The 17,606-nt window shown below is 67.8% G+C and carries 17 protein-coding genes; 5 read left to right on the forward strand and 12 right to left on the reverse strand.

From position 1 onward, the window contains the following. The 4 genes from V5F48_RS11635 to V5F48_RS11650 form a co-directional block, all read right to left on the reverse strand. Positions 1-1,095 carry an imelysin family protein gene (locus V5F48_RS11635; protein ID WP_394258852.1) on the reverse strand — a complete coding sequence of 365 codons (1,095 nt, stop codon included), beginning with the start codon at positions 1,093-1,095 and terminating at the stop codon, positions 1-3. A gap of 121 nt (positions 1,096-1,216) precedes the next feature. Next, positions 1,217-2,440 (reverse strand): di-heme oxidoredictase family protein, encoded by a 1,224-nt coding sequence (locus V5F48_RS11640; RefSeq protein WP_394258853.1) that lies wholly within the window; start codon positions 2,438-2,440, stop codon positions 1,217-1,219. Positions 2,441-2,487: 47 nt separating this feature from the next. Then, positions 2,488-3,957: a multicopper oxidase family protein gene (locus V5F48_RS11645; protein WP_394258854.1), complete on the reverse strand. Its 1,470-nt coding sequence runs from the start codon at positions 3,955-3,957 to the stop codon at positions 2,488-2,490. A 10-nt stretch (positions 3,958-3,967) separates the two neighbouring features. Next, on the reverse strand, positions 3,968-5,269 hold the full coding sequence (locus tag V5F48_RS11650; RefSeq protein ID WP_394258855.1) for an imelysin family protein: 1,302 nt from the start codon (positions 5,267-5,269) through the stop codon (positions 3,968-3,970). Positions 5,270-5,882: 613 nt separating this feature from the next. On the opposite strand from V5F48_RS11650, the gene V5F48_RS11655 reads away from it, so the two are divergent. Beyond that, entirely contained in the window at positions 5,883-6,725 is an 843-nt protein-coding gene (locus V5F48_RS11655; RefSeq protein ID WP_394258856.1) for an FTR1 family iron permease, read from the forward strand. Positions 6,726-6,894: 169 nt separating this feature from the next. Continuing rightward, positions 6,895-7,323, forward strand: a complete 429-nt coding sequence (locus V5F48_RS11660; RefSeq protein ID WP_394258857.1) for a winged helix-turn-helix domain-containing protein — start codon at positions 6,895-6,897, stop codon at positions 7,321-7,323. Here V5F48_RS11660 and modC read toward each other — a convergent pair. The 4 genes from modC to V5F48_RS11680 form a co-directional block, all read right to left on the reverse strand. Then, positions 7,223-8,425: a molybdenum ABC transporter ATP-binding protein gene (gene modC, locus V5F48_RS11665; protein ID WP_394258944.1), complete on the reverse strand. Its 1,203-nt coding sequence runs from the start codon at positions 8,423-8,425 to the stop codon at positions 7,223-7,225. The genes V5F48_RS11660 and modC overlap by 101 nt on opposite strands. After that, the gene (gene modB / locus V5F48_RS11670) at positions 8,425-9,114 is read right to left on the reverse strand and encodes a molybdate ABC transporter permease subunit (RefSeq protein WP_394107791.1); all 690 of its coding nucleotides are present in this window, start codon (positions 9,112-9,114) and stop codon (positions 8,425-8,427) included. The genes modC and modB overlap by 1 nt, the downstream gene beginning before the upstream one ends. Before the next feature lie 245 nt (positions 9,115-9,359). Next, positions 9,360-10,166 carry a molybdate ABC transporter substrate-binding protein gene (gene modA, locus V5F48_RS11675; RefSeq protein ID WP_394258858.1) on the reverse strand — a complete coding sequence of 269 codons (807 nt, stop codon included), beginning with the start codon at positions 10,164-10,166 and terminating at the stop codon, positions 9,360-9,362. 217 nt (positions 10,167-10,383) lie between these two features. Further along, the gene (locus tag V5F48_RS11680) at positions 10,384-10,908 is read right to left on the reverse strand and encodes a DedA family protein (RefSeq protein WP_394107789.1); all 525 of its coding nucleotides are present in this window, start codon (positions 10,906-10,908) and stop codon (positions 10,384-10,386) included. A 330-nt stretch (positions 10,909-11,238) separates the two neighbouring features. Here V5F48_RS11680 and V5F48_RS11685 point away from each other — a divergent pair, with 330 nt between their 5' ends. The 3 genes from V5F48_RS11685 to V5F48_RS11695 all read left to right on the forward strand — a co-directional run bounded on the left by V5F48_RS11685 (position 11,239) and on the right by V5F48_RS11695 (position 13,933). Beyond that, complete coding sequence (locus tag V5F48_RS11685; RefSeq protein WP_394258945.1) at positions 11,239-12,852, forward strand: DEAD/DEAH box helicase; 1,614 nt, start codon at positions 11,239-11,241, stop codon at positions 12,850-12,852. Positions 12,853-12,990: 138 nt separating this feature from the next. Beyond that, on the forward strand, positions 12,991-13,266 hold the full coding sequence (gene infA, locus V5F48_RS11690) for a translation initiation factor IF-1 (protein ID WP_012115181.1): 276 nt from the start codon (positions 12,991-12,993) through the stop codon (positions 13,264-13,266). A 148-nt stretch (positions 13,267-13,414) separates the two neighbouring features. Then, complete coding sequence (locus tag V5F48_RS11695; RefSeq protein WP_394258859.1) at positions 13,415-13,933, forward strand: DUF2165 family protein; 519 nt, start codon at positions 13,415-13,417, stop codon at positions 13,931-13,933. A gap of 261 nt (positions 13,934-14,194) precedes the next feature. Here the strand turns inward: V5F48_RS11695 and V5F48_RS11700 are convergent, their stop codons facing one another. The 4 genes from V5F48_RS11700 to V5F48_RS11715 all read right to left on the reverse strand — a co-directional run bounded on the left by V5F48_RS11700 (position 14,195) and on the right by V5F48_RS11715 (position 17,529). Further along, complete coding sequence (locus V5F48_RS11700; protein ID WP_012115183.1) at positions 14,195-14,404, reverse strand: DUF3126 family protein; 210 nt, start codon at positions 14,402-14,404, stop codon at positions 14,195-14,197. A 78-nt stretch (positions 14,405-14,482) separates the two neighbouring features. Further along, complete coding sequence (cysE, locus tag V5F48_RS11705; RefSeq protein ID WP_394258860.1) at positions 14,483-15,382, reverse strand: serine O-acetyltransferase; 900 nt, start codon at positions 15,380-15,382, stop codon at positions 14,483-14,485. A 78-nt stretch (positions 15,383-15,460) separates the two neighbouring features. Beyond that, entirely contained in the window at positions 15,461-16,213 is a 753-nt protein-coding gene (locus V5F48_RS11710) for an alpha/beta fold hydrolase (RefSeq protein ID WP_394258861.1), read from the reverse strand. Then, positions 16,141-17,529: a hypothetical protein gene (locus tag V5F48_RS11715; RefSeq protein WP_394258862.1), complete on the reverse strand. Its 1,389-nt coding sequence runs from the start codon at positions 17,527-17,529 to the stop codon at positions 16,141-16,143. Before V5F48_RS11715 ends, V5F48_RS11710 begins: the two co-directional genes overlap by 73 nt. Positions 17,530-17,606 lie beyond the last annotated feature (77 nt).

The raw sequence follows: 17,606 nt of genomic DNA on the forward strand, positions 1-17,606 counted from the left end.
TCAGTCGCCGTCCAGCGCGTTGAAGCCCAGGGAGATGCCGAAATAGGAGGCGACGGGCTTGTAGACGCTCGCCTGCGCCACCTTGAACGTCTTGATGGCGGCCTGCAGGGCGCTGGCGCCCTGGGCGGTGCCGGCGGCGGCGCCCAAGTCGGAGGGCAGCTTGTCGGCGGCGGCATCGGCGCCGGTGGCGGCCTTGTTGACCACATATTGCGGTCGGCTGGGCATCTGCGCGCCCACGGCCACCAGCAGGGCGTCGGCGCTCCTGATCATGTTTGCGGCCACCCGCCCCGAACGGCCGGAGCGCCAGTTGTCGGCCAGGGTGGGCTTGGCCTCCGCGGGGCCGGTGCCGAGCACGGGCAGGATCTTGGTATCCGTTACCCGCTGGTAGGCGCCGGAGAGGTCGGTGAGGATCATGCCGGGCAGGGCGCCCACATCCGGGAACAGGGCCGGGTCGCCCTTGCCTGCGACGATGGCACCGAGCGCTCCCGAGGCCTTATCGCCCCAGGCGGTGCGGATCTCGCTGGCGATGGTGGCGAGATTGATGGCGATGGCCGTGCCGAGGGCACAGCGCCGGGCGGCTTCCGGGCCGGCCAGGAGGGCATCCGCCGCGCTCTCCTCATAAAGCAGCCGCTCCAGCGCCGGCAGGCCCTGCACCGCCGCGCTCGACTGGGCGAAGCGGGTGGGCTCCAGCCGGCCGGCGTCAGGATCGGCGATGATCTCGGCGAGGCCGCGGGTGATGGCGTTGCGCCGGTCCGGGAAGAAGGAGATGCGATCGGCCCGCAGCGACAGGCTGATGGGGCCGAAGGTGGCGAACTCCACCGCGTTCCAGGCATCGGCGGCCTTGCCATAGGCCGCCTTCAGCGCCGGCAGGCCGGCAGGCTCGGGCTTGGCGCAGAAGGTGGTCCAGGCGTCAGCCTGCGCCTTGGTGGCGCTGACGAAGGCGTCGTAGCGGGGCAAAAGCCAGGTCTCGATGAGGGGCACGGGATCAAGCGCCGGGCTGGCGGCCCGGGCCGGTGCAGCCGCCGGGCCGAGCGCGAGGCCGAGCGCAAGGCTGAGAACCGCGCGGCGGGTGGGGGCTGAAAAGCGGTAAAACATCCGACCGTCTCTCATCACCTGGAGCGTCTGCCGTTCGCCATGGCTCACGGCAATCGCTCCAGAGTCTTGTGTTGACGCGTTTTCTTTACGCGAACCGGAATTCCCTTCGCTCGAAAACGCCTTAAAGCGAAGACACGTAGCGCACCAAGGCCGCCTTGTCCGGCGCGGCGAGGGCGCCGAAGCGTCGCGCCGCTTCCGCTGCCTCTCCACCGTGCCAGCCAATGGCTTCGTGAATGGTGCGCGCCCGTCCGTCATGCAGCAAGCCCGTGTCCGCGGCGAGCGCTTCAGACAGGCCGGCCAACGGCGCCGTGCGCCACTGGGACACGCCCGCTCCGGGCTCGGGCATGGTGTCGCCGAGGCCGGGGCCCATGTCATGCAGCAGCAGGTCGGTGAACATGTGCGCCTGCCCGCCGTCCCGCGTGGGCAGGGCCGGGCGATGGCATACGGCGCAGCCGGTGGAGGCGAAGAGGCGCGCACCGGCGCGGCGCTGCGGCTCGGGCAGGGGCTCTGGCTCCGGCGGCGGCAGCGAGGCCACATAGGCCACCACCCGGTCGAGCAGCGGCCGGCCGATTTCCAGGGCGTCGTCGGCCGTGCCCTCGGTGCGGTTGGCGGTGCCGTGGGGGGCGTCGCGGCAGGCGGACTGGGTGGGGGTGCAATCGCCCCACGGTTCCGGGTGATACGGATTGGACAGGCCCATATCGAGGAAGAAGGCCTCCGCCGACTGGCTGGCGAGGTCGGGCTGGGCCGCCTTCCAGCCGAACCGCCCGATGGCGACGGTGCCGTCCGGACGGGTGATGCGACGGGCGCGGCCCGAAACGCCGTCGTTGCCCTCGGCCTGTTCCGTCTCGATGGCGAGGATGGCAGCGTCGGGCACCTGCGCCAGTGCCCCGCGCCCCTTCAGGTCCGGCGCCACGCGCAGGGAAAGCCCGCTCGCCGGATCGAGCGGGCCGTAGCCCAGCGCCTGGAGATGGGGGGCGCGGGCAATGCGGCCATCGGGAAGCGGCGTATCGCTCACCCCGATGATCCCTTCCGGAGGGATGCCCGGCACGGCGTCGATCTGGAAGCGCCGGCCATAGACCGGGTCGCCGGACCCGTCCGGCCGGGCGATGATGAGCACGAAGCCGCGCCCGGCCGTGCCGTCCTCGATCTTGGCCGGCGCCCGGCCGTCGCGTGGGTGGCAGGTGATGCAGGAGCGCGCGTCGAACAGGGGGCCGAGCCCGTCGTCGCCGCGGGTGGAGGCGGGGGCGGGCACCCATGGTCGCTTGAACAGCGCCTTGCCGATGGCGAGGTCGAGCTTGTCCAACGGCTGCGCGCCCGCCGCCATGTTCTGCGCGGAAACGGGCATCGCCCACAGGGCAAGCGCAAGGGCTGCGCGAAGACCAATCCGCCCCATCATGCCACCCGGAACCAGCCCATGAGCCCGGAATCCATATGTTCCAGGATGTGGCAGTGGAACACCCAGTCGCCGCTGTTGGCCTTGAAGGCAATCTCCACCGTCTCGTTGGGCTCGGTCATCACCGTGTCGGCGAGATAGGGCGGGATGGTGGTCTTCCGCGTGGACGACAGGACGCGAAAGACGTGGCCGTGCAGGTGCATGGGATGCACGTGCTTGGTCACATTGGTGATGGTGAGCCGGTAGCTGTCGCCGTCTTTCAGGATATCCAGCGGCGGCGGCAGCCGCAGGTCGGCGCCCGCGCCCCAGGAATTGCGGTTGATGGCCCAGAAGGTCTTGTCGCCCACGCAGTAGGAATCGATCAGCGCCTTCGCCAGCGGATCGTCCGACGGCAAGGGCGGCGCGATGGCGGTGGCGCCGGCGGCGGTCTGCACGATGAAGTCGCGCTTCTTCGCGCGCTTGATATCCGGCAGCGGCACCTTGGCGGCGGGCAGCGCGATGGGCTTGAAGGGGGTCTTCTTCCTTCCCGTGTCCACCGCCACCAATGTGGTGAGCAGATAGGGCTCGGCGGTGCGATAATCGAAGACCTTCACCTCCTCGCCGGGGCCGGGCATGCGCACATGCACGTCGAGCCGCATGGCCGGACCCATGCGCCAGACCTCGTCCGGCAGCTTGGAGAGGGGGAGCGGGGCGAGGGCCTGTCCATCCACGGCGATGATGGCGGCGTCATTGGTCTCGCAGCCGAGTTCGATGGTGCGGGTGGAATCGGCGACGATCACGCGCAGCCGCACGTCGCCATGGGCCGGCGCCTCGACCCGCGGCGGGATCACCGAGCCGTTGGTGGCGCGCACCGTGCCGAAACTACCGGCGGTGGAGGCGCCTTCGTCCGTGAACATGGGCAGCCAGCGACCTTCCGGGTCGAGCCGCCAGTCCTTGACCGCGATGATGTGTTCCAGATCGAAGCCGAGCCTGGCCTCGGCCGGGTCTTCCACCAGCAGCAGCGCCACGAGGCCACGCCCCACCTGTCCGGTTTCGTCGCAGTGGGGATGGAAGAAATAGAAGCCCGGATCGGGCAGGGGCACGTTGTAGGTGAAGTGCCCGCCGGCCGGGATCGGCTCCTGGGTCAGGGGCGCCACGCCATCGGAGAGGTTGGGCACGCGGATGCCGTGCCAGTGCACGGTGGTGGGGGTCGGCAGGCGGTTTTCGAAATCCACCATCAGCCGGGTGCCCAGCGGCGCGCGCCAGGTGAGGAAGGGCGTGCCGTTATAGGCGCAGAAGCCCTGCGTCCTCGGCTTGTCGGGGCCGAGAAGCGGCACCTCCATCTCCGCGGCGGAGAGGGTGAGGTGGCGCACCGGCGCGCTCGGGGGGAGCGTGTCGCGCGCGAGGGGCATGCGCCCGAGGGCGGAGGGGGCGAAACTGGCCGCCCCCGCCGCCGTGGCGCCGAGCAGGACTGCCCGCCGCGAGATCATCACCTCAGCCTCATTTCTTCGTCACGGCCTTCGGATCATCCAGACTGTCCGAGCCTTCCACCTTGATCTGCAGCTTCAGGGCCGAAACCCCGCGCTCGATGGCATGGGCCTGGGCGACGAGGGCATCCACGCCATCCTGGATCAGCTTGCCGCCCTTCGCGTTCCCTTCCGCGAGCATGGCGTCGTAGTACATCTCACCGGCATCGGCCGTGTCCTTGATCTTCTTCAAGGCCGCGAGGGCCGCGTCCGACTTCTGGTCGATTTCGTCGGCGATCTTGGGGTCCACCGCGCGGATCAGGTCGGCCACCGAGGGGCCGGAAAACACCGTGCCGTCGGGCTTGGTATAGCGGCCGTAATAGATGTCGCGGATGCTCATCTCGTCGTAATAGTGCGCATTGTGGGTGTTGTTGGAGAAGCAGTCGTGGGCTTCTTCGGGGTCGTGCAGGATGAGGCCGAGCTTCATGCGCTCGCCGGCGAGTTCGCCGTAGGACAGGGAGCCGAGGCCGGTGAAGATGACGCCGAGCGCCGGCTTGTCCTTCTTCTTCAGGAGGGCGGTGCGGCCGGCACCCTTCGGTCCCCACAGGCCGGCCATCTCGTCAAGGTCCGCCACCAGCGTCGCGGTGGCGACCTTCAGATATTCGGCGCGCCGGTCACAATTGGCGTTGGTACAGTTCTTCAGGTCGAAATCCGTATAGGGGCGGTTGCCGGCATTGATCTTGGGATCGTGCAGGTTCTGGCCCCAGAGCAGGAATTCGATGGCGTGCCAGCCCGAGCCCACATTGGCTTCCACGCCGCCGGCGGTATTGAGGGTGTGCAGCAGCTCCGGCGTGATCTTGGTGGTATCGATGGTCTTCTTGCCGATGCGGATGGACTTGGAGCCGATCACGTTGGCGGTGTAGAGCGGATTTTCGTCCGACTTCACGCCATAGCTGGTCTTGTCCACGTAATCGATCAGGCCTTCATCCAGCGGCCAGGCGTTCACGTCGCCCTCGATCTTGTCCACCGCCGGGTTGCCAAAGCGGAAGCCTTCGGTCTGCATGTAGAAGACACGGGCGGCCTTCCATGCGTCGCGGGCCTTGGCCAGCGTGTCGGCGCTCGGGGCGTCGAGGAAGGAGAGGATGACCTTCTGCATGTCCCGGGCCGTGGCGGCGGAGGACCCGTACATCACCTGCGCGAGGTCGGCATAGTGGACGATCACATCGCGCGGCTTAGCGGCGTCCTTGTTGGGGGCGTCCTTGGGAGCCTCGGCGAAGGCCGGGCTCCCGAAAGCTGCAAAAGCGGCGACGACTGCGCCTAGAACATGCGCGCGCATCGACCTTCTCTCCTTGAAATGAATATTCGAAAAGGGGCGCGGGACGGCACCCTCCCGGCCGACCTTAGGGACCCGCCCAAGAGGCGGCAAGTGCCGGCCGGGACAATGGAATTATTCCATATTCTGATCGGTCGCGAAGACTTGCAAAATCCAAGTCAAAACGACGCAGGCGGCAGTTGAATGACGCTACGCCAATCCATGCGCCTGTTCAATGCTCCGGGATGGCGCGCATGGCCGTGCCAAGAACTGCCATCGTGCTCCACGGGACGGCTGGTCTGGTCGGTAAAACACTGCAGGCCGGTCCGACGGCATTGGCATCTTGTCATTTGAACAATTCAAAACAAGGGGATGCCGGATGACAGTGAGGCGACGGCGGTGGTAAGCTCTCGCCAGTCGTTCGCAGAATTTTTCCTTACGTAGCGTCCGGTTTTGGTTGTTTTGGAAGTGTTCAAATCTTGGCATCCCTTCGTCTTTCGTCGTATCCGAGCGCCCTTTGAGGCCTGCAAGTCGAAAGCCGGCCGGAAACGTACCGGAGATGCTTGCCAAGGGATGCTTGCAGGGGATGCTTGCCCGGGATGCGTATTGGTATGCTTGACAGGAAGGAACGGTTGCCATGATTGCCGCGCTGCTGATCGTCTTCCGCGAAGTGCTGGAAGCGGGCATCGTCACCGGCGTTGTTCTGGCCGCCTCGGAGGGCGTCCGCCACCGCGGCCTGTGGATCAGCCTCGGCATCCTGGGCGGCCTGTCCGGCTCGGCGTTGCTGGCGCTTTTTGCCGACCAGATCGGCTCCACCTTCGAAGGCTCGGGCCAGGACATCCTCAACGCCGCCATCCTCTCCATCGCCGTGGTCATGCTGGTGTGGACGGTGGTGTGGATGGCGAGCCATGGCCGGCAGATGGTCCTCGAGATGAAGGAATTGGGGCGTGATGTGAAGGATGGGCGCCGGCCTTTGGCGGCGCTCGCCATCGTGGTGGGCATGGCGGTGCTGCGCGAGGGCGTGGAGATCGTGCTCTTCCTCTATGGCATTGCCACCACCGGCGACGAGACGGTGGGCGCGGTGGCCATTGGCGGGCTCGTGGGCCTCGCCTGCGGTGCGGCGGTCTCGCTGGTGCTTTATCGCGGGCTGGTCGCCATTCCGCTCAAACACCTGTTCAAGGTGACGGCCGTCATCATCACCCTGCTCGCCGCGGGCCTTGCGGCCCAGGTGGTGGGCATCCTGCAGGATGCCGGCTTCATCCAGTCCCTGGCCGATCCGCTGTGGAACACCAACTGGCTGCTCGCCGACGACAGTGCCCTGGGGCGCGTGTTGCGCACCCTCGTCGGCTATCGGGCCGAGCCCACGGGCATGCAGTTGATCGCCTATCTCGGAACGGTGGCCACCATCGTCCTTCTGTCGGGGGTGGTGAACGGCCGCATGTCCCCCGCCACGGGTGCGGCCCGCCAGGCGCGGGCCTGAGGCCCCAGGCTCAGACGGTTCAGGCGGGACGGCATGCCGTCCCGCCTTTCGGGGCGATCGGGGCGGCTCCCTCCAGCCGCATCTTTCCTGTGGGAAAGCGTTCCCGGCCAGGGGCTCTTCCGGTAGGATGGATCTCCGCCATGCTGTGCCTGGCGCAAGGAGGGACGTCGTGACGAAAAAGGTCGGTAGCCGCCTGTTTCTGCGCGTCGATTTTCCCGACGGTCGCCGCCTCGGACCGGGCAAGATCATGTTGCTGGAGGCGATCCGCGAGCACCGCTCCATCCTCTCCGCCGCCAAGGCCATCGGCATGAGCTACCGGCGGGCCTGGCTTCTGGTGGACGAACTTGACCGCATGTTCGAGCAGCGGGTGATCGTGACCTTTCCCGGCCGCCGCGGCGCCGGAACGGAAGTGACCGCCTTCGGCGAGCGCATCATCGCCCTCTACCGTGCCATGGAGCGTCAGGCGGCCAAAGCCACCAGCGCCGCCGTGGACGAACTCACGAAGGCACTTTCGGCGGAGTTCCGCCCGCAATCACACGCAGAGCCGGAGGAGCCGGAGACGGCTGACGCGGCGGGGAAACAGGCGAAGGCGATCTGATTTCCGCTCCGGGCGAATTGAAGCCGGCCGGTCGGCTTTCCACAGTGACGGCCTTGATCATGGCCCACACCGCCATGCCCGGCTCCAGCGCCAGGCGCTGCACACTCTCCTGCGTCACCAGCGAATGAAGCTTGCCGTGGGCGAGCGCCACCTCCACGTCCGAAAACGGGCCTTCCGCCCGGGTGATGCTGGCGATGGTGCCGGAGAGACGATTCGTCACCGAGACGTCGATGGGCCGAGACAGGGAGAGCGAGACGTCGCGTGAGCGCACGCGCACGCGGGCGGGCGCTCCCACCGGCCGGCCCACCAGCGGCACCCGAAGCTCGCCGCCGGGGAAGGAGACGGTGGAGAGGCCGAACTCGTCGTCATGCGCAGCGATGGTGCAGTCGAAGATGGTGCCGAGATCGAAGCGGCCAAGCACCGGCAACAGTTCCGGCCGGGACAGCACGTCGGCGAGAGGGCCGCAGGCGATGACCTTGCCGTCGGCCACCGCCGCCACCGCGTCCGACAGGCGCAGCACCTCTTCCACCGAATGGCTGACATAAAGGATCGGCAGTTGAAGCTCGTCCCGGAGGCGCTCGAGATAGGGCAGGATCTCGCCCTTGCGCATCTCGTCGAGGGAGGCCAGCGGCTCGTCCATGAGCAGCAGGCGCGGCTGGGACAGAAGGGCACGGCCGATGGCGACGCGCTGCTTCTCCCCGCCCGACAAGGTGTGGGGCCGGCGCTTCAACAGGTGGCCGATGCCCAGCATGTCCACCACGGCGTCGAAGCGGATGGTGCGTTCCCGCCGCGCCCGGCGCTCGCCATAGCGCAGGTTGTTGTCGACGCTCATGTGCGGGAACAGGCGCGCGTCCTGGAACACGTAGCCCGCGCCCCGCCGTTCCATGGGCAGGTCGATGCCCTTCTCGCTGTCGAAGAACACTTCGTCGCCCACCACGATGCGCCCGCGATCGGGCCGCACCGAGCCGGCGACCAGCTGGATGATGGTGGTCTTGCCCGATCCCGACCGGCCGAACAGCGCCGTAACGCCCATGTCCGGGGCCGCGAAACGGGCCTCCAGGCGAAAGCCGGTGCTGCGCGCCAGGGAAACGTCGATCTCGATCATATCTGCCCCAGCGCGAGCTTGATGCGCCGGTCCGCCAGCTCGGCCAGAACCAGCGCGCCGAGCGCCAGGATCACCGACACCACGGTGAGGCGCAACGCCATGGCGTCGCCGTCCGGCATGTGGGTGGCGCTGTAGATGGCCAGCGGGATGGTCCGGGTCTCCCCCTCCACGTTGGAGACGAAGGTGATGGTGGCACCGAATTCGCCCAGCGCCGAGGCCAGCGAAATGAGGCAGCCGGACAGCACGCCGGGCATCATCAGGGGCAGGGTGACTGTGAAAAAGGCATCCATCTTGGTCGCACCCAGGGTGCGCGCCGCGGTCTCGATGCCCTGGTCGATGCCGCCGATGGCGAGGCGGATGGCGTTGACGGTCAGGGGAAAGCTCACCACCGCCGCCGCCACGGTGGCGCCGGCGGTGGAGAAGATCAGCGATATGCCGAACCATTCGTGGAGGTACTGGCCGATAAAGCCGCGATTGCCGAGCGTGATCAGAAGCAGATAGCCAACCACGACCTTCGGCAGCACCAGGGGCAGGTGGACGATGCCGTCGAAGATGCCCTTGCCGGGAAAATTGAAGCGCGCGAGCACCCAGCCGATGAGGATTGCGGGCGGCAGGCTCCAGAGGGTGGCCCAGAAGGCAACCTGCAGGCTGAGCCTGACGGCCGTCCATTCTTCAGGGGTGAGCATGGGGCAGACTTCCGGGTAGGGACGGTGCTGGGCTTAGAGCAATTCCAGCAAAAGTGCGAAGCGGTTTTGCGTCCACAATTGCGATGAAACAAAGGTTTAAAGCACGTTCAGATCAGCTTGCGATGCATCTGATCGGCACGTGCTCTAGCGCGTCGCGAGCTTAAGCCCAAGTCGCCGAAGTCGCGAAGCAAGTTCCGTTCCCGCCGGGCCGCAGCCGGGGCGGGAACGGCTGCCTCGGGCTGGGCTCACTTCACCGTGAAGCCGTACTTCTTATAGATTTCCTTGGCTTCCGGCCCCTGGAGAAAGGCGAAGAAGGACTTGGCGGCAGGCGTGTCCTGCCCCTTCACGAGGGCGAAGGGATATTCCACCGGGGGGTGGCTGTCGGCCGGGAAGACAGCGACGACCTTCACATTCTTGGCGACGGCCGCGTCGGTCGCATAGACGACGCCGTAGGGCACTTCGCCCCGTTCCACCAGGGCGAGCGCCGCGCGCACGCTCTCGGACCCGACGATGCGCGGGGCGACCTTGTCCCACAGGCCGAGGTTGGTGAAGGCGGTCTTGGCGTAGACCCCCACCGGCACGCTGTCCACGAGGCCGGTGGCGATGCGGCCGTTGGCGCCGAGGAGGGCGTCCATGTCCATGCCCTTGGCGATGGTCACCGGCTTGGCCTTGTCGGCCGGGGCGACCAGCACGAGGGCATTGCCGAGGATGGTCGCGCGGGTGGCGGGCAGGGTGAGGCCCTTGCCGTCGGTATAGTCCATCCACTTGAGGTCGGCGGAGGCGAAGATGTTGGCCGGCGCCCCGGCGTCCAATTGCTTGGCCAGCGCCGAGGAGGCGGCGAAGGAGAATCTCACCTGAGTCTTCTCGCCCCTGGCGGCATAGGCCTTCGCCACGTCCTCGAAGGCGTTGGTGAGGCTCGCGGCAGCAAACGTGGTGACCGTGGTCTCGGCCCCGGCGGTCGATGCCTTGGCCGGCTCCTCGGCCCGGACCGGAGCAAGGCTGGCAAGCAGAAGGCCGACGATGAGGCCGCGACGCAAAATGAAGCTGGACATGGCAAAGGTCCCCTTTGATATGTCCACTCATATATAGCACGCCGCGGCGAGACAAGAGGCGCGGCGTTCGCGACCGGTCGGATCGGCGGGGGTCGGAGGACAAAAACAGTGGCTTATGTTGCGTTGCGGCATCTCGCCACGGCGCAGCCCGGCGCGTCGCCGCCTCGATCGATCCCGGGCGGCTGGGGCGATCTGGTCAGCCCCCCCGCGAGGGTCCTCAGAATCCGAACAGCTTGAAGGCGGCCGCACCGGGGGCGAGCATGGCAAACGCCCAGACCGCAGCACTGGTGACGTTTGCCACCTGAAAAGGGGTCTGGCGCATGGCGAGCACGCCGGCCACCAGCGGCACCACTGCCCGCACGGGTCCGAAGAAGCGGCCGATGGCGACGCCCCACACGCCGAAGCGGTGGAAGAAATCCTCGGCACGGGCCACCAGGTCCGGTCGTCGCGACAGGGGCCAGAAGGTCTTTGCCCGCTCCTTGTAGTGGAAGCCGAGCCAGTAGGAGATGGTGTCCCCCAGCGCCGCGCCGGTGGCGGCGGCAAGCCAGATGGGGAAGAAGTGCAGCCCGCTCGCCTCGATCAGCGCACCGACGGCCAGCAGCAGCACCGTCGCCGGAATGAAGAACGACACCAGGGCGAGCGACTCGCCAAAGGCAAGGCCGAACACAATCGGCGCGGCAAGGCCGTGGTTGTTCTGCACGAACGTGGTGGTCGCAGCGATGATGGCCTGTAGGTCGATCATGTCCCCTCCAGCCGCAGAGATCGGAAGGCGGCTCGCCTCCCGCAAGAGGCGGCGTCGGTGTCACCCTGCGGCGTAGGGGTCATGCCGCAGGACTTGGGCGAAAAAGCTGCGCGCGCCTTGAAATTGTCATGGGGATCGGTCATACACCCTGCCGTAGCGCCCCGGAGGGATTCCCAATCCTCCTTGCAGCGCGCTCGGGCCGCGTAGCGGAGACCGCCGGAGCTTCCCCTTTTGAAGCGTCGCGAGCGGCTTTGCCCGACTTCAACGATTGCCTTTAGACACCCCAGGCCACGCGGGATGTCGAATATCCCCGCGAACCGCGCTGCGCCCATGCGTGCGCCGGTGTCGTTCGCATATGAAAGTCAGAGCTTGACCTCTTTTTCGAACCTCGGCCTCGCCGAGCCTATCGTTCGCGCGCTCACTGAAGCGCAGCACATCACTCCCACCCCCATCCAGGCCGAAGCCATCCCGCAGATTCTCGCGGGTCGCGATCTCATCGGCATCGCCCAGACGGGCACCGGCAAGACCGCCGCCTTCGCCCTTCCCATCCTTGACCGCCTCGTGCGTCATCCCCACCGGCCCGAGCCGAAGTCGGTGCGTGCCCTGGTGCTCTCGCCCACCCGTGAATTGTCCGGCCAGATCGTCGAGAATTTCGAGCGGTTCGGCCGTCATGCCAACGTCACCGTGTCGCTTGCCATCGGCGGCGTGCCCATGGGCCGGCAGATCCGCGCGCTCTCCCGCGGCGTGGACGTGCTGGTTGCCACCCCCGGCCGCCTGATTGATCTCGTCGAGAACAATGCGGTGAAGCTCGACCAGGTCGAGGTTCTCGTCCTCGACGAAGCCGACCAGATGCTGGACATGGGCTTCGTGCATGCCATCCGCGCCATTGTGCGCCGGCTGCCCCACAAGCGCCATTCCCTGTTCTTCTCCGCCACCATGCCCCACGCCATTGCCGAACTGGCGGGCTCCATGCTGCGCGATCCCGTGCGCGTCGCGGTGACCCCGGTGGCCAAGACCGCCGACCGGGTCGAGCAGCGGGTGATCCTGGTGGACAAGGCCAACAAGGGCCAGCTCCTCGCCGAGGTGCTTTCCACCGAGGAGATCGACCGCGCCCTTGTCTTCTCCCGCACCAAGCACGGCGCGGACAAGGTGGTGCGCGTGCTCGCCAAGGCCGGCATCGCCGCCGAAGCGATCCACGGCAACAAGTCGCAGAACCAGCGCGACCGGGTGCTCGCCGCCTTCCGCGAGGGCAAGATCCGCACCCTGATCGCCACTGACATCGCCGCCCGCGGCATCGACGTGACCGGGGTGAGCCACGTCATCAACTTCGACCTGCCCAACGTGCCGGAGAGCTATGTGCACCGCATCGGCCGCACCGCGCGCGCCGGCCGCGAGGGCATCGCCATCTCCTTCTGTGATCACGAGGAGCGCGCGTTCCTGCGGTCCATCGAGAAACTCATCAAGATGCAGCTTCCTGCCAGCGACCGCCGGGGCGCGGGCACCCGTTTCGCGGTGCCGGAGCTTGAGCCCATCATCCTCGACGAGCGGGACGAGACATCGGAGCGTTCGGACTATATCGGCCGGTCCGGCCGGCAGAACCCGCGCGGCCAGCGTCCCCGCCATGGCGAGGAGCGCTCCGGCGAAGGCCGGTCGCGGGCGCCGCGTTCGGAAGAAGGCCGGCCCCAGCCGGCGCGTGCTGCCCAGCCGCGCGGCGAAGGTCGTCCGGCCGGTGGTCGTCCGGAAGGGCGTCCCGATGCCAGCGGCGCTCAGGGTGCGGGCCATCGCGCCGGCCAGCCGGCCCGGGCCGAGGGCCGTGGCCTGAGGACCGAGCGTGGCCAGCGCCCGGCGGGCGACATCGGCGGCCTCGGCTTCATGCAGTCGGTGCCGAACCGCGGCCAGCGCTCGGACTCGCGTCCGGGCGGGGCCAAGCGCCCGGTGCGCTGAGGCGCATTGCATTGATCATTCTGCGCGCGGATGGCGAAAATGGCCCGCCGCGCGCATCTACCTATGGGCGTACGGGTGTTTTCGTGAGATAAGCCCGGCAGTTGCGCCCCATCGTTCGGGGCATCTGGAGAAGACTATATGGCGAAGGAAGAACTGCTGGAGTTCGAAGGAACGGTGACCGAGGTGCTCCCGGACGGTAACTTTCGTGTGCGGCTCGACAACGATCATCAGATTCTGGCCTATGCGGCCGGCAAGATGAAGAAGAACCGCATCCGCACCATTGAGGGTGACCGCGTGGTGGTGGAGATGTCGCCTTACGACCTCGATCGCGGCCGCATCAACTTCCGCCACAAGGCCGAGGGCAACGCCCCGCCGCCCGGCGCCCGCCGCCAGCAGAATTTCCGCCGCCGCTGATCTTCGAGCAGCCGCGCTCTTTCCTGAATCCGGAGGGCGGTTCACCGATCAGATTGCTTCAATCTGATCGCGTCGGGCTCTTAGGAGACGTGGGCGCAGACGTGGCCGGCGACGTGGGCGCGGAAGCGGGCGCGGAAACGGGGACGACATGGAACTGCGTCTTGCGAAGGCGATGATGGTGGCGGCTTTGTCGGCCTTCTGCCTTCTGGTCGCCTACGACAACCTCGTGGACTATGAGTCCAACTACGCCTTCGTGCGCCATGTCCTGAGCATGGACACGACCTTTCCCGGCAACGCCCTGATGCACCGCGCCGTTACCGATGAGCGGGCGTGGCGCGTGGCCTATGCCGCCATCATCGCAGGCGAGGCGACAAGCGGGCTGCTCCTCGCCTTCGGGGCCGTCGCCATGCTGGCGCGACTCACTGCGCCCGCGGCCCGCTTCGAACGCGCCAAGCGCTTCGTCTATCTGGGCGGCACACTGGCTTTCCTGGTCTGGTTTTTCGGCTTCATGGTGGTGGCCGGCGAGTATTTCGCCATGTGGCAGTCCAGGGACTGGAACGGCCAGGCCGCGGCCTTCCGCTTCACCATGGTCGTGCTCGGCGTGCTGATCCTCGTGGCGCTGCCGGACCGCGAGATCGTGGATACCGCGCCGCCGACGCCGGGCTGATCTTCGCGCCGGATGCGGTCAGGCGTTCGCGGGCGCCGCCCATCTCGGAAGCCGGGGCTTGCCATCTCAGAAACAAGGGCTTGATGAGCGGAAGCGGAAACTCCGCTCCCGTACCGTCACTGTGTGTCAGCGGCACGGCTCGTCGATCTGTGCGGGCGAACCGTGCGGGCAAGGCTTAGTGCCCAAGGCATGCAAGCTGAAGCCAGACCGATGCCAGACCCATGATGCCGATTCATGGGGCAAGCTTATCGGCACCCGGCCTCACTCGAGGTCGGAATCGAGGATCGCCATCTGGAAGTTGTACGAGAGGTCGTCGTCCTCGTCGTCCCGGTAGAGGACGCCGATGAACTCCTCGCCCAGATAGACCTCGGCCGAGTCCTTCTTCTTCGTGCGGGCAGTCACCTTGATCTGCGGGTTGCCGAACAGGGTCCGCAAATAGCGCTGCACGCGCTCGAGCTCGGTTTTTTCCAACGGTGTTCTCCTTGCGAACGGATGGCCGCGTTATGGCGGCCAAGGCGCGCGCATTCAAGTCGCGGCGGTCAACAGCCCTCAGATATCGGCGCCAGACCAGATGTTGTCCTCGAACATCTGGTCCATGGAGCGCGAGGGCTCGGCGCAGCCGGCTTCGCCCACCACCTTGGCCGGGATGCCGGCCACCGTGGTGTTGCGCGGCACCGGCTTCAGCACCACCGAGCCGGCGGCGATGCGGGCGCAGCGCCCCACCTCGATATTGCCGAGCACCTTTGCCCCGGCGCCGATGAGCACGCCGCGGCGGATCTTGGGATGGCGGTCGCCGGTCTCCTTGCCGGTACCGCCCAGCGTCACCCCCTGCAGGATGGACACGTCGTCCTCGATCACCGCCGTGGCGCCGATGACGACGCCGGTGGCGTGATCGAGGAAGATGCCCCGGCCCATGGGCACCTGCGGGTGGATGTCCACGGCAAACACTGACGAGGCCTGGCTCTGGAGATAAAGCGCGAAATCGCGCTGGCCGCTGGTCCACAGGAAATGCGCCAGACGGTGGGCCTGGATGGCGTGGAAGCCCTTGAAATACAGCACCGGCTCCAGGGTGCGCGTGGCCGCGGGATCGCGATCCACCACCGCCATGATGTCGGCGCGCAGGGCCTGGGAGATCGCCTTGTCGCGGGCGGCGGCCTCGAGCCAGGCGGCGCGGATGGCGCTGGCCGGCACGTCCGCGTGGTCGAGGCGGGCGGCGATGCGCTCCCCGATCACGGCTTCAAGGCTCGGCTGGCCGAGCACGGCACCGATGAGGAAGGCGGCGAGCAAGGGCTCGCGCTCGGCGGCTTCTTCCGCCTCGTTGCGCAGGCGGGCCCAGACCGGATCGACCACGTCGTGCCAGCGTTCCGTTCCCGCCTTGGTCAGCTTCGGGGCGTACGCGTCCGCAACAGGCGCGGACATGGGGGACTGCGGCATAGGGGACTGCGGCATTCCTGCCTCCTCGACGATGCAACTTGGTGCCTGTTCTAGCACAAGAGGTGCAAAGGGGAGAGGTTCCCCGACGCCGCGTCAGGGGCGGCGTTTCAGGAATTCGAGAGCCCCCGCCTTGAACACCTTGTCGCCCACGGCAGGATTGTGGTCGCGGTTGGGGATGTCCAGCATGGTACCGTCCGGCAGGAGGTCCACCAAAGGCTGGCCGGGCCCGGAGACCAGGTCGCGGGTGCCGATGGCCACCAGCACCGGCTGGAAGATGCGCGCCACCTCCTCACGCGTGAGCACCTGCCGCGAGCCGCGGATGCAGGCGGCGAGCGCCTTCAGGTCGGCCTTGTTGGCATCGGCGAAGGCGCGGAACATGCGGCCCATGGGGTCGGCAACGTCATCGAGGCTCGGCGCCTCCAGCGCGTCGGCCACGGTCTGTGGCAGGCCGACCCCGTCCACCAGATGGATGCCGAGACCGCCCATGATCAGCGAGCGCACCGCCTGCGGGAAATGCAGCGCCATCTGCGCCCCCACCCGCGCGCCCATGGAATAGCCGACCACGTCGGCCCGCTCCAACCCGAGATGGGCGAGGAGGCGCTGGGCGTCCTCCGCCATGATGCGGGTGTCGTAGAGGGCGGGGTCGTAGAGTTTCTCGGACTCGCCATGACCGCGATGGTCGAAGCCGATGGCGCGGTAGCCGGCCTCGGTCAGGGTCTTCGTCCAGGAGGGGCCAACCCAGTTGATCTCCTTGGAGGAGGCGAAGCCGTGGATCAGGAGGACCGGATCACCGGAGCCGATGTCGAAATAGGCGATATCGACGCCTGCGGAAGAGAAATGGGGCATGGGAGACCTTCGCGGGGCACCGTCACGGGCGGCGGCTCCGATCTGGGCGGATGACGGGGCGGAAAACTAGAAGCTCGCTCCTGCTGTGCCAAGTCTTCAAGCGAATGGCGCATCGGCCGATGGTCCGGCGGTGGGGGAGCCCCGGCGAGGTCCCGCGCGACCTGTATCGCCGCCAGCACGCGGACGGCGGCGGCCTCCATCTCGGCAGCGGCCACCGGTGGAAGCAGGGCCGCCTTCGCCGGGTCCGGCGTGCCATGCCGATGGCGACCGGCCGGGCGCTGCCCGCGCCAGCAGCGGCGGGCGCAGGCGACGCAGACCGAATTGAAGGACGAGACGAGGGCGAAGGCGTAGAGCGCCGCCGCGAATGCCCACCAGATCAGGTGGAACAAAGCGCTGGTGATGGCGATGGCGCCGCGCCCGAGCGTCTTGAGGATGGCGAGGGTCTGGGACCCCTTGGCTTCGGCGAGGCGGGCGACGCGGGAGAGGTCGTGCCCGCTGTCCGCCACCTTCAGGCCTTCAAGGGCCGCGCGGCTGCCGGCCTTCGCCTCGATGCGTGCGGTGTCGTCCAGCATGTGGGTGAGGTCGGTGAGGCGCTGGGTGCGCACCACGCCCTTCACCGCGGCGGCATCCACCGTGGCGGGTGCCGCCGCGAGCCGGCGCAGGGCAGAAAAATCCACGCTCTCGCGCACCGCGTGGGTGAAACTGCGGGCCAGCGCGGCGGACAGGCGGCCGGTGCGCTTCGCCACCTTCACCAGCGAAATGCCGATCCGCACCGGCAGGCTCGCGCCCACGGTGGCGTAGGTGCCGGCGGTGACGGCGATGCCCACGGCGGACAGGCCGAGAATCAGTTCGTCCGCATCCTCGCCGCGCGCGAGCTTCAGGCCCTCGCGGCCGGCGTCGCGGATGTCGCCCCACACCATGAGGTCGCTGGTCGCCGCACCGGCGAGTCCGGCGAGGTCGCGCGGCTCACCGGTGACGAAGCCGAGGCCGAACGCCTTGGCCGACCGCATAGCTTCGGGCAGCGCTCCGGTGGCGTCGGTGACCTGCGCGCGCAATTCTGGCGGGATCGGGAGGCCGCGGGCATCGGCAAGCGCGAGGAACGAGGCGGCGAGGGCGGCATCGTCCTCTGCCAGCGCCGCGGCGATGGAGCGGCGCGCGTCTTCCGCCGTGAAGCCGGCCAAACCCAGATCGGCGAGGGCGGCCGGATCATCCCGCGCGGCGACGAGCTTCATGCTCTCCTTCGCCACGGGCAGCAGCCATGGCGTGCCGGCGAGGAGCATTGCGAACAGGGTGAGGGTGGCGAGAATGCGGGCCATGGGGATTCCTGAACGGCATTCTCGCATCCGATCATGGCGAAGGTGAAGGGCGCGCGTCCGGCCCTGCCCCTGGCTTG

This window comes from Xanthobacter autotrophicus ATCC 700552, from assembly GCF_043194565.1.
Taxonomy (GTDB): domain Bacteria; phylum Pseudomonadota; class Alphaproteobacteria; order Rhizobiales; family Xanthobacteraceae; genus Xanthobacter; species Xanthobacter autotrophicus_F.

Excerpts from the sequence above, each read along its gene's own strand:
- V5F48_RS11635 (WP_394258852.1), bottom strand. The coding sequence starts at position 1,095 with ATGTTTTACCGCTTTTCAGCCCCCACCCGCCGCGCGGTTCTCAGCCTT.
- V5F48_RS11640 (WP_394258853.1), bottom strand. The coding sequence starts at position 2,440 with ATGCCCGTTTCCGCGCAGAACATGGCGGCGGGCGCGCAGCCGTTGGAC.
- V5F48_RS11645 (WP_394258854.1), bottom strand. The coding sequence starts at position 3,957 with ATGATCTCGCGGCGGGCAGTCCTGCTCGGCGCCACGGCGGCGGGGGCG.
- V5F48_RS11650 (WP_394258855.1), bottom strand. The coding sequence starts at position 5,269 with ATGCGCGCGCATGTTCTAGGCGCAGTCGTCGCCGCTTTTGCAGCTTTC.
- V5F48_RS11655 (WP_394258856.1), top strand. The coding sequence starts at position 5,883 with ATGATTGCCGCGCTGCTGATCGTCTTCCGCGAAGTGCTGGAAGCGGGC.
- modB (WP_394107791.1), bottom strand. The coding sequence starts at position 9,114 with ATGCTCACCCCTGAAGAATGGACGGCCGTCAGGCTCAGCCTGCAGGTT.
- modA (WP_394258858.1), bottom strand. The coding sequence starts at position 10,166 with ATGTCCAGCTTCATTTTGCGTCGCGGCCTCATCGTCGGCCTTCTGCTT.
- V5F48_RS11680 (WP_394107789.1), bottom strand. The coding sequence starts at position 10,908 with ATGATCGACCTACAGGCCATCATCGCTGCGACCACCACGTTCGTGCAG.
- V5F48_RS11685 (WP_394258945.1), top strand. The coding sequence starts at position 11,239 with ATGCGTGCGCCGGTGTCGTTCGCATATGAAAGTCAGAGCTTGACCTCT.
- infA (WP_012115181.1), top strand. The coding sequence starts at position 12,991 with ATGGCGAAGGAAGAACTGCTGGAGTTCGAAGGAACGGTGACCGAGGTG.
- V5F48_RS11695 (WP_394258859.1), top strand. The coding sequence starts at position 13,415 with ATGGAACTGCGTCTTGCGAAGGCGATGATGGTGGCGGCTTTGTCGGCC.
- cysE (WP_394258860.1), bottom strand. The coding sequence starts at position 15,382 with ATGCCGCAGTCCCCTATGCCGCAGTCCCCCATGTCCGCGCCTGTTGCG.
- V5F48_RS11710 (WP_394258861.1), bottom strand. The coding sequence starts at position 16,213 with ATGCCCCATTTCTCTTCCGCAGGCGTCGATATCGCCTATTTCGACATC.
- V5F48_RS11715 (WP_394258862.1), bottom strand. The coding sequence starts at position 17,529 with ATGGCCCGCATTCTCGCCACCCTCACCCTGTTCGCAATGCTCCTCGCC.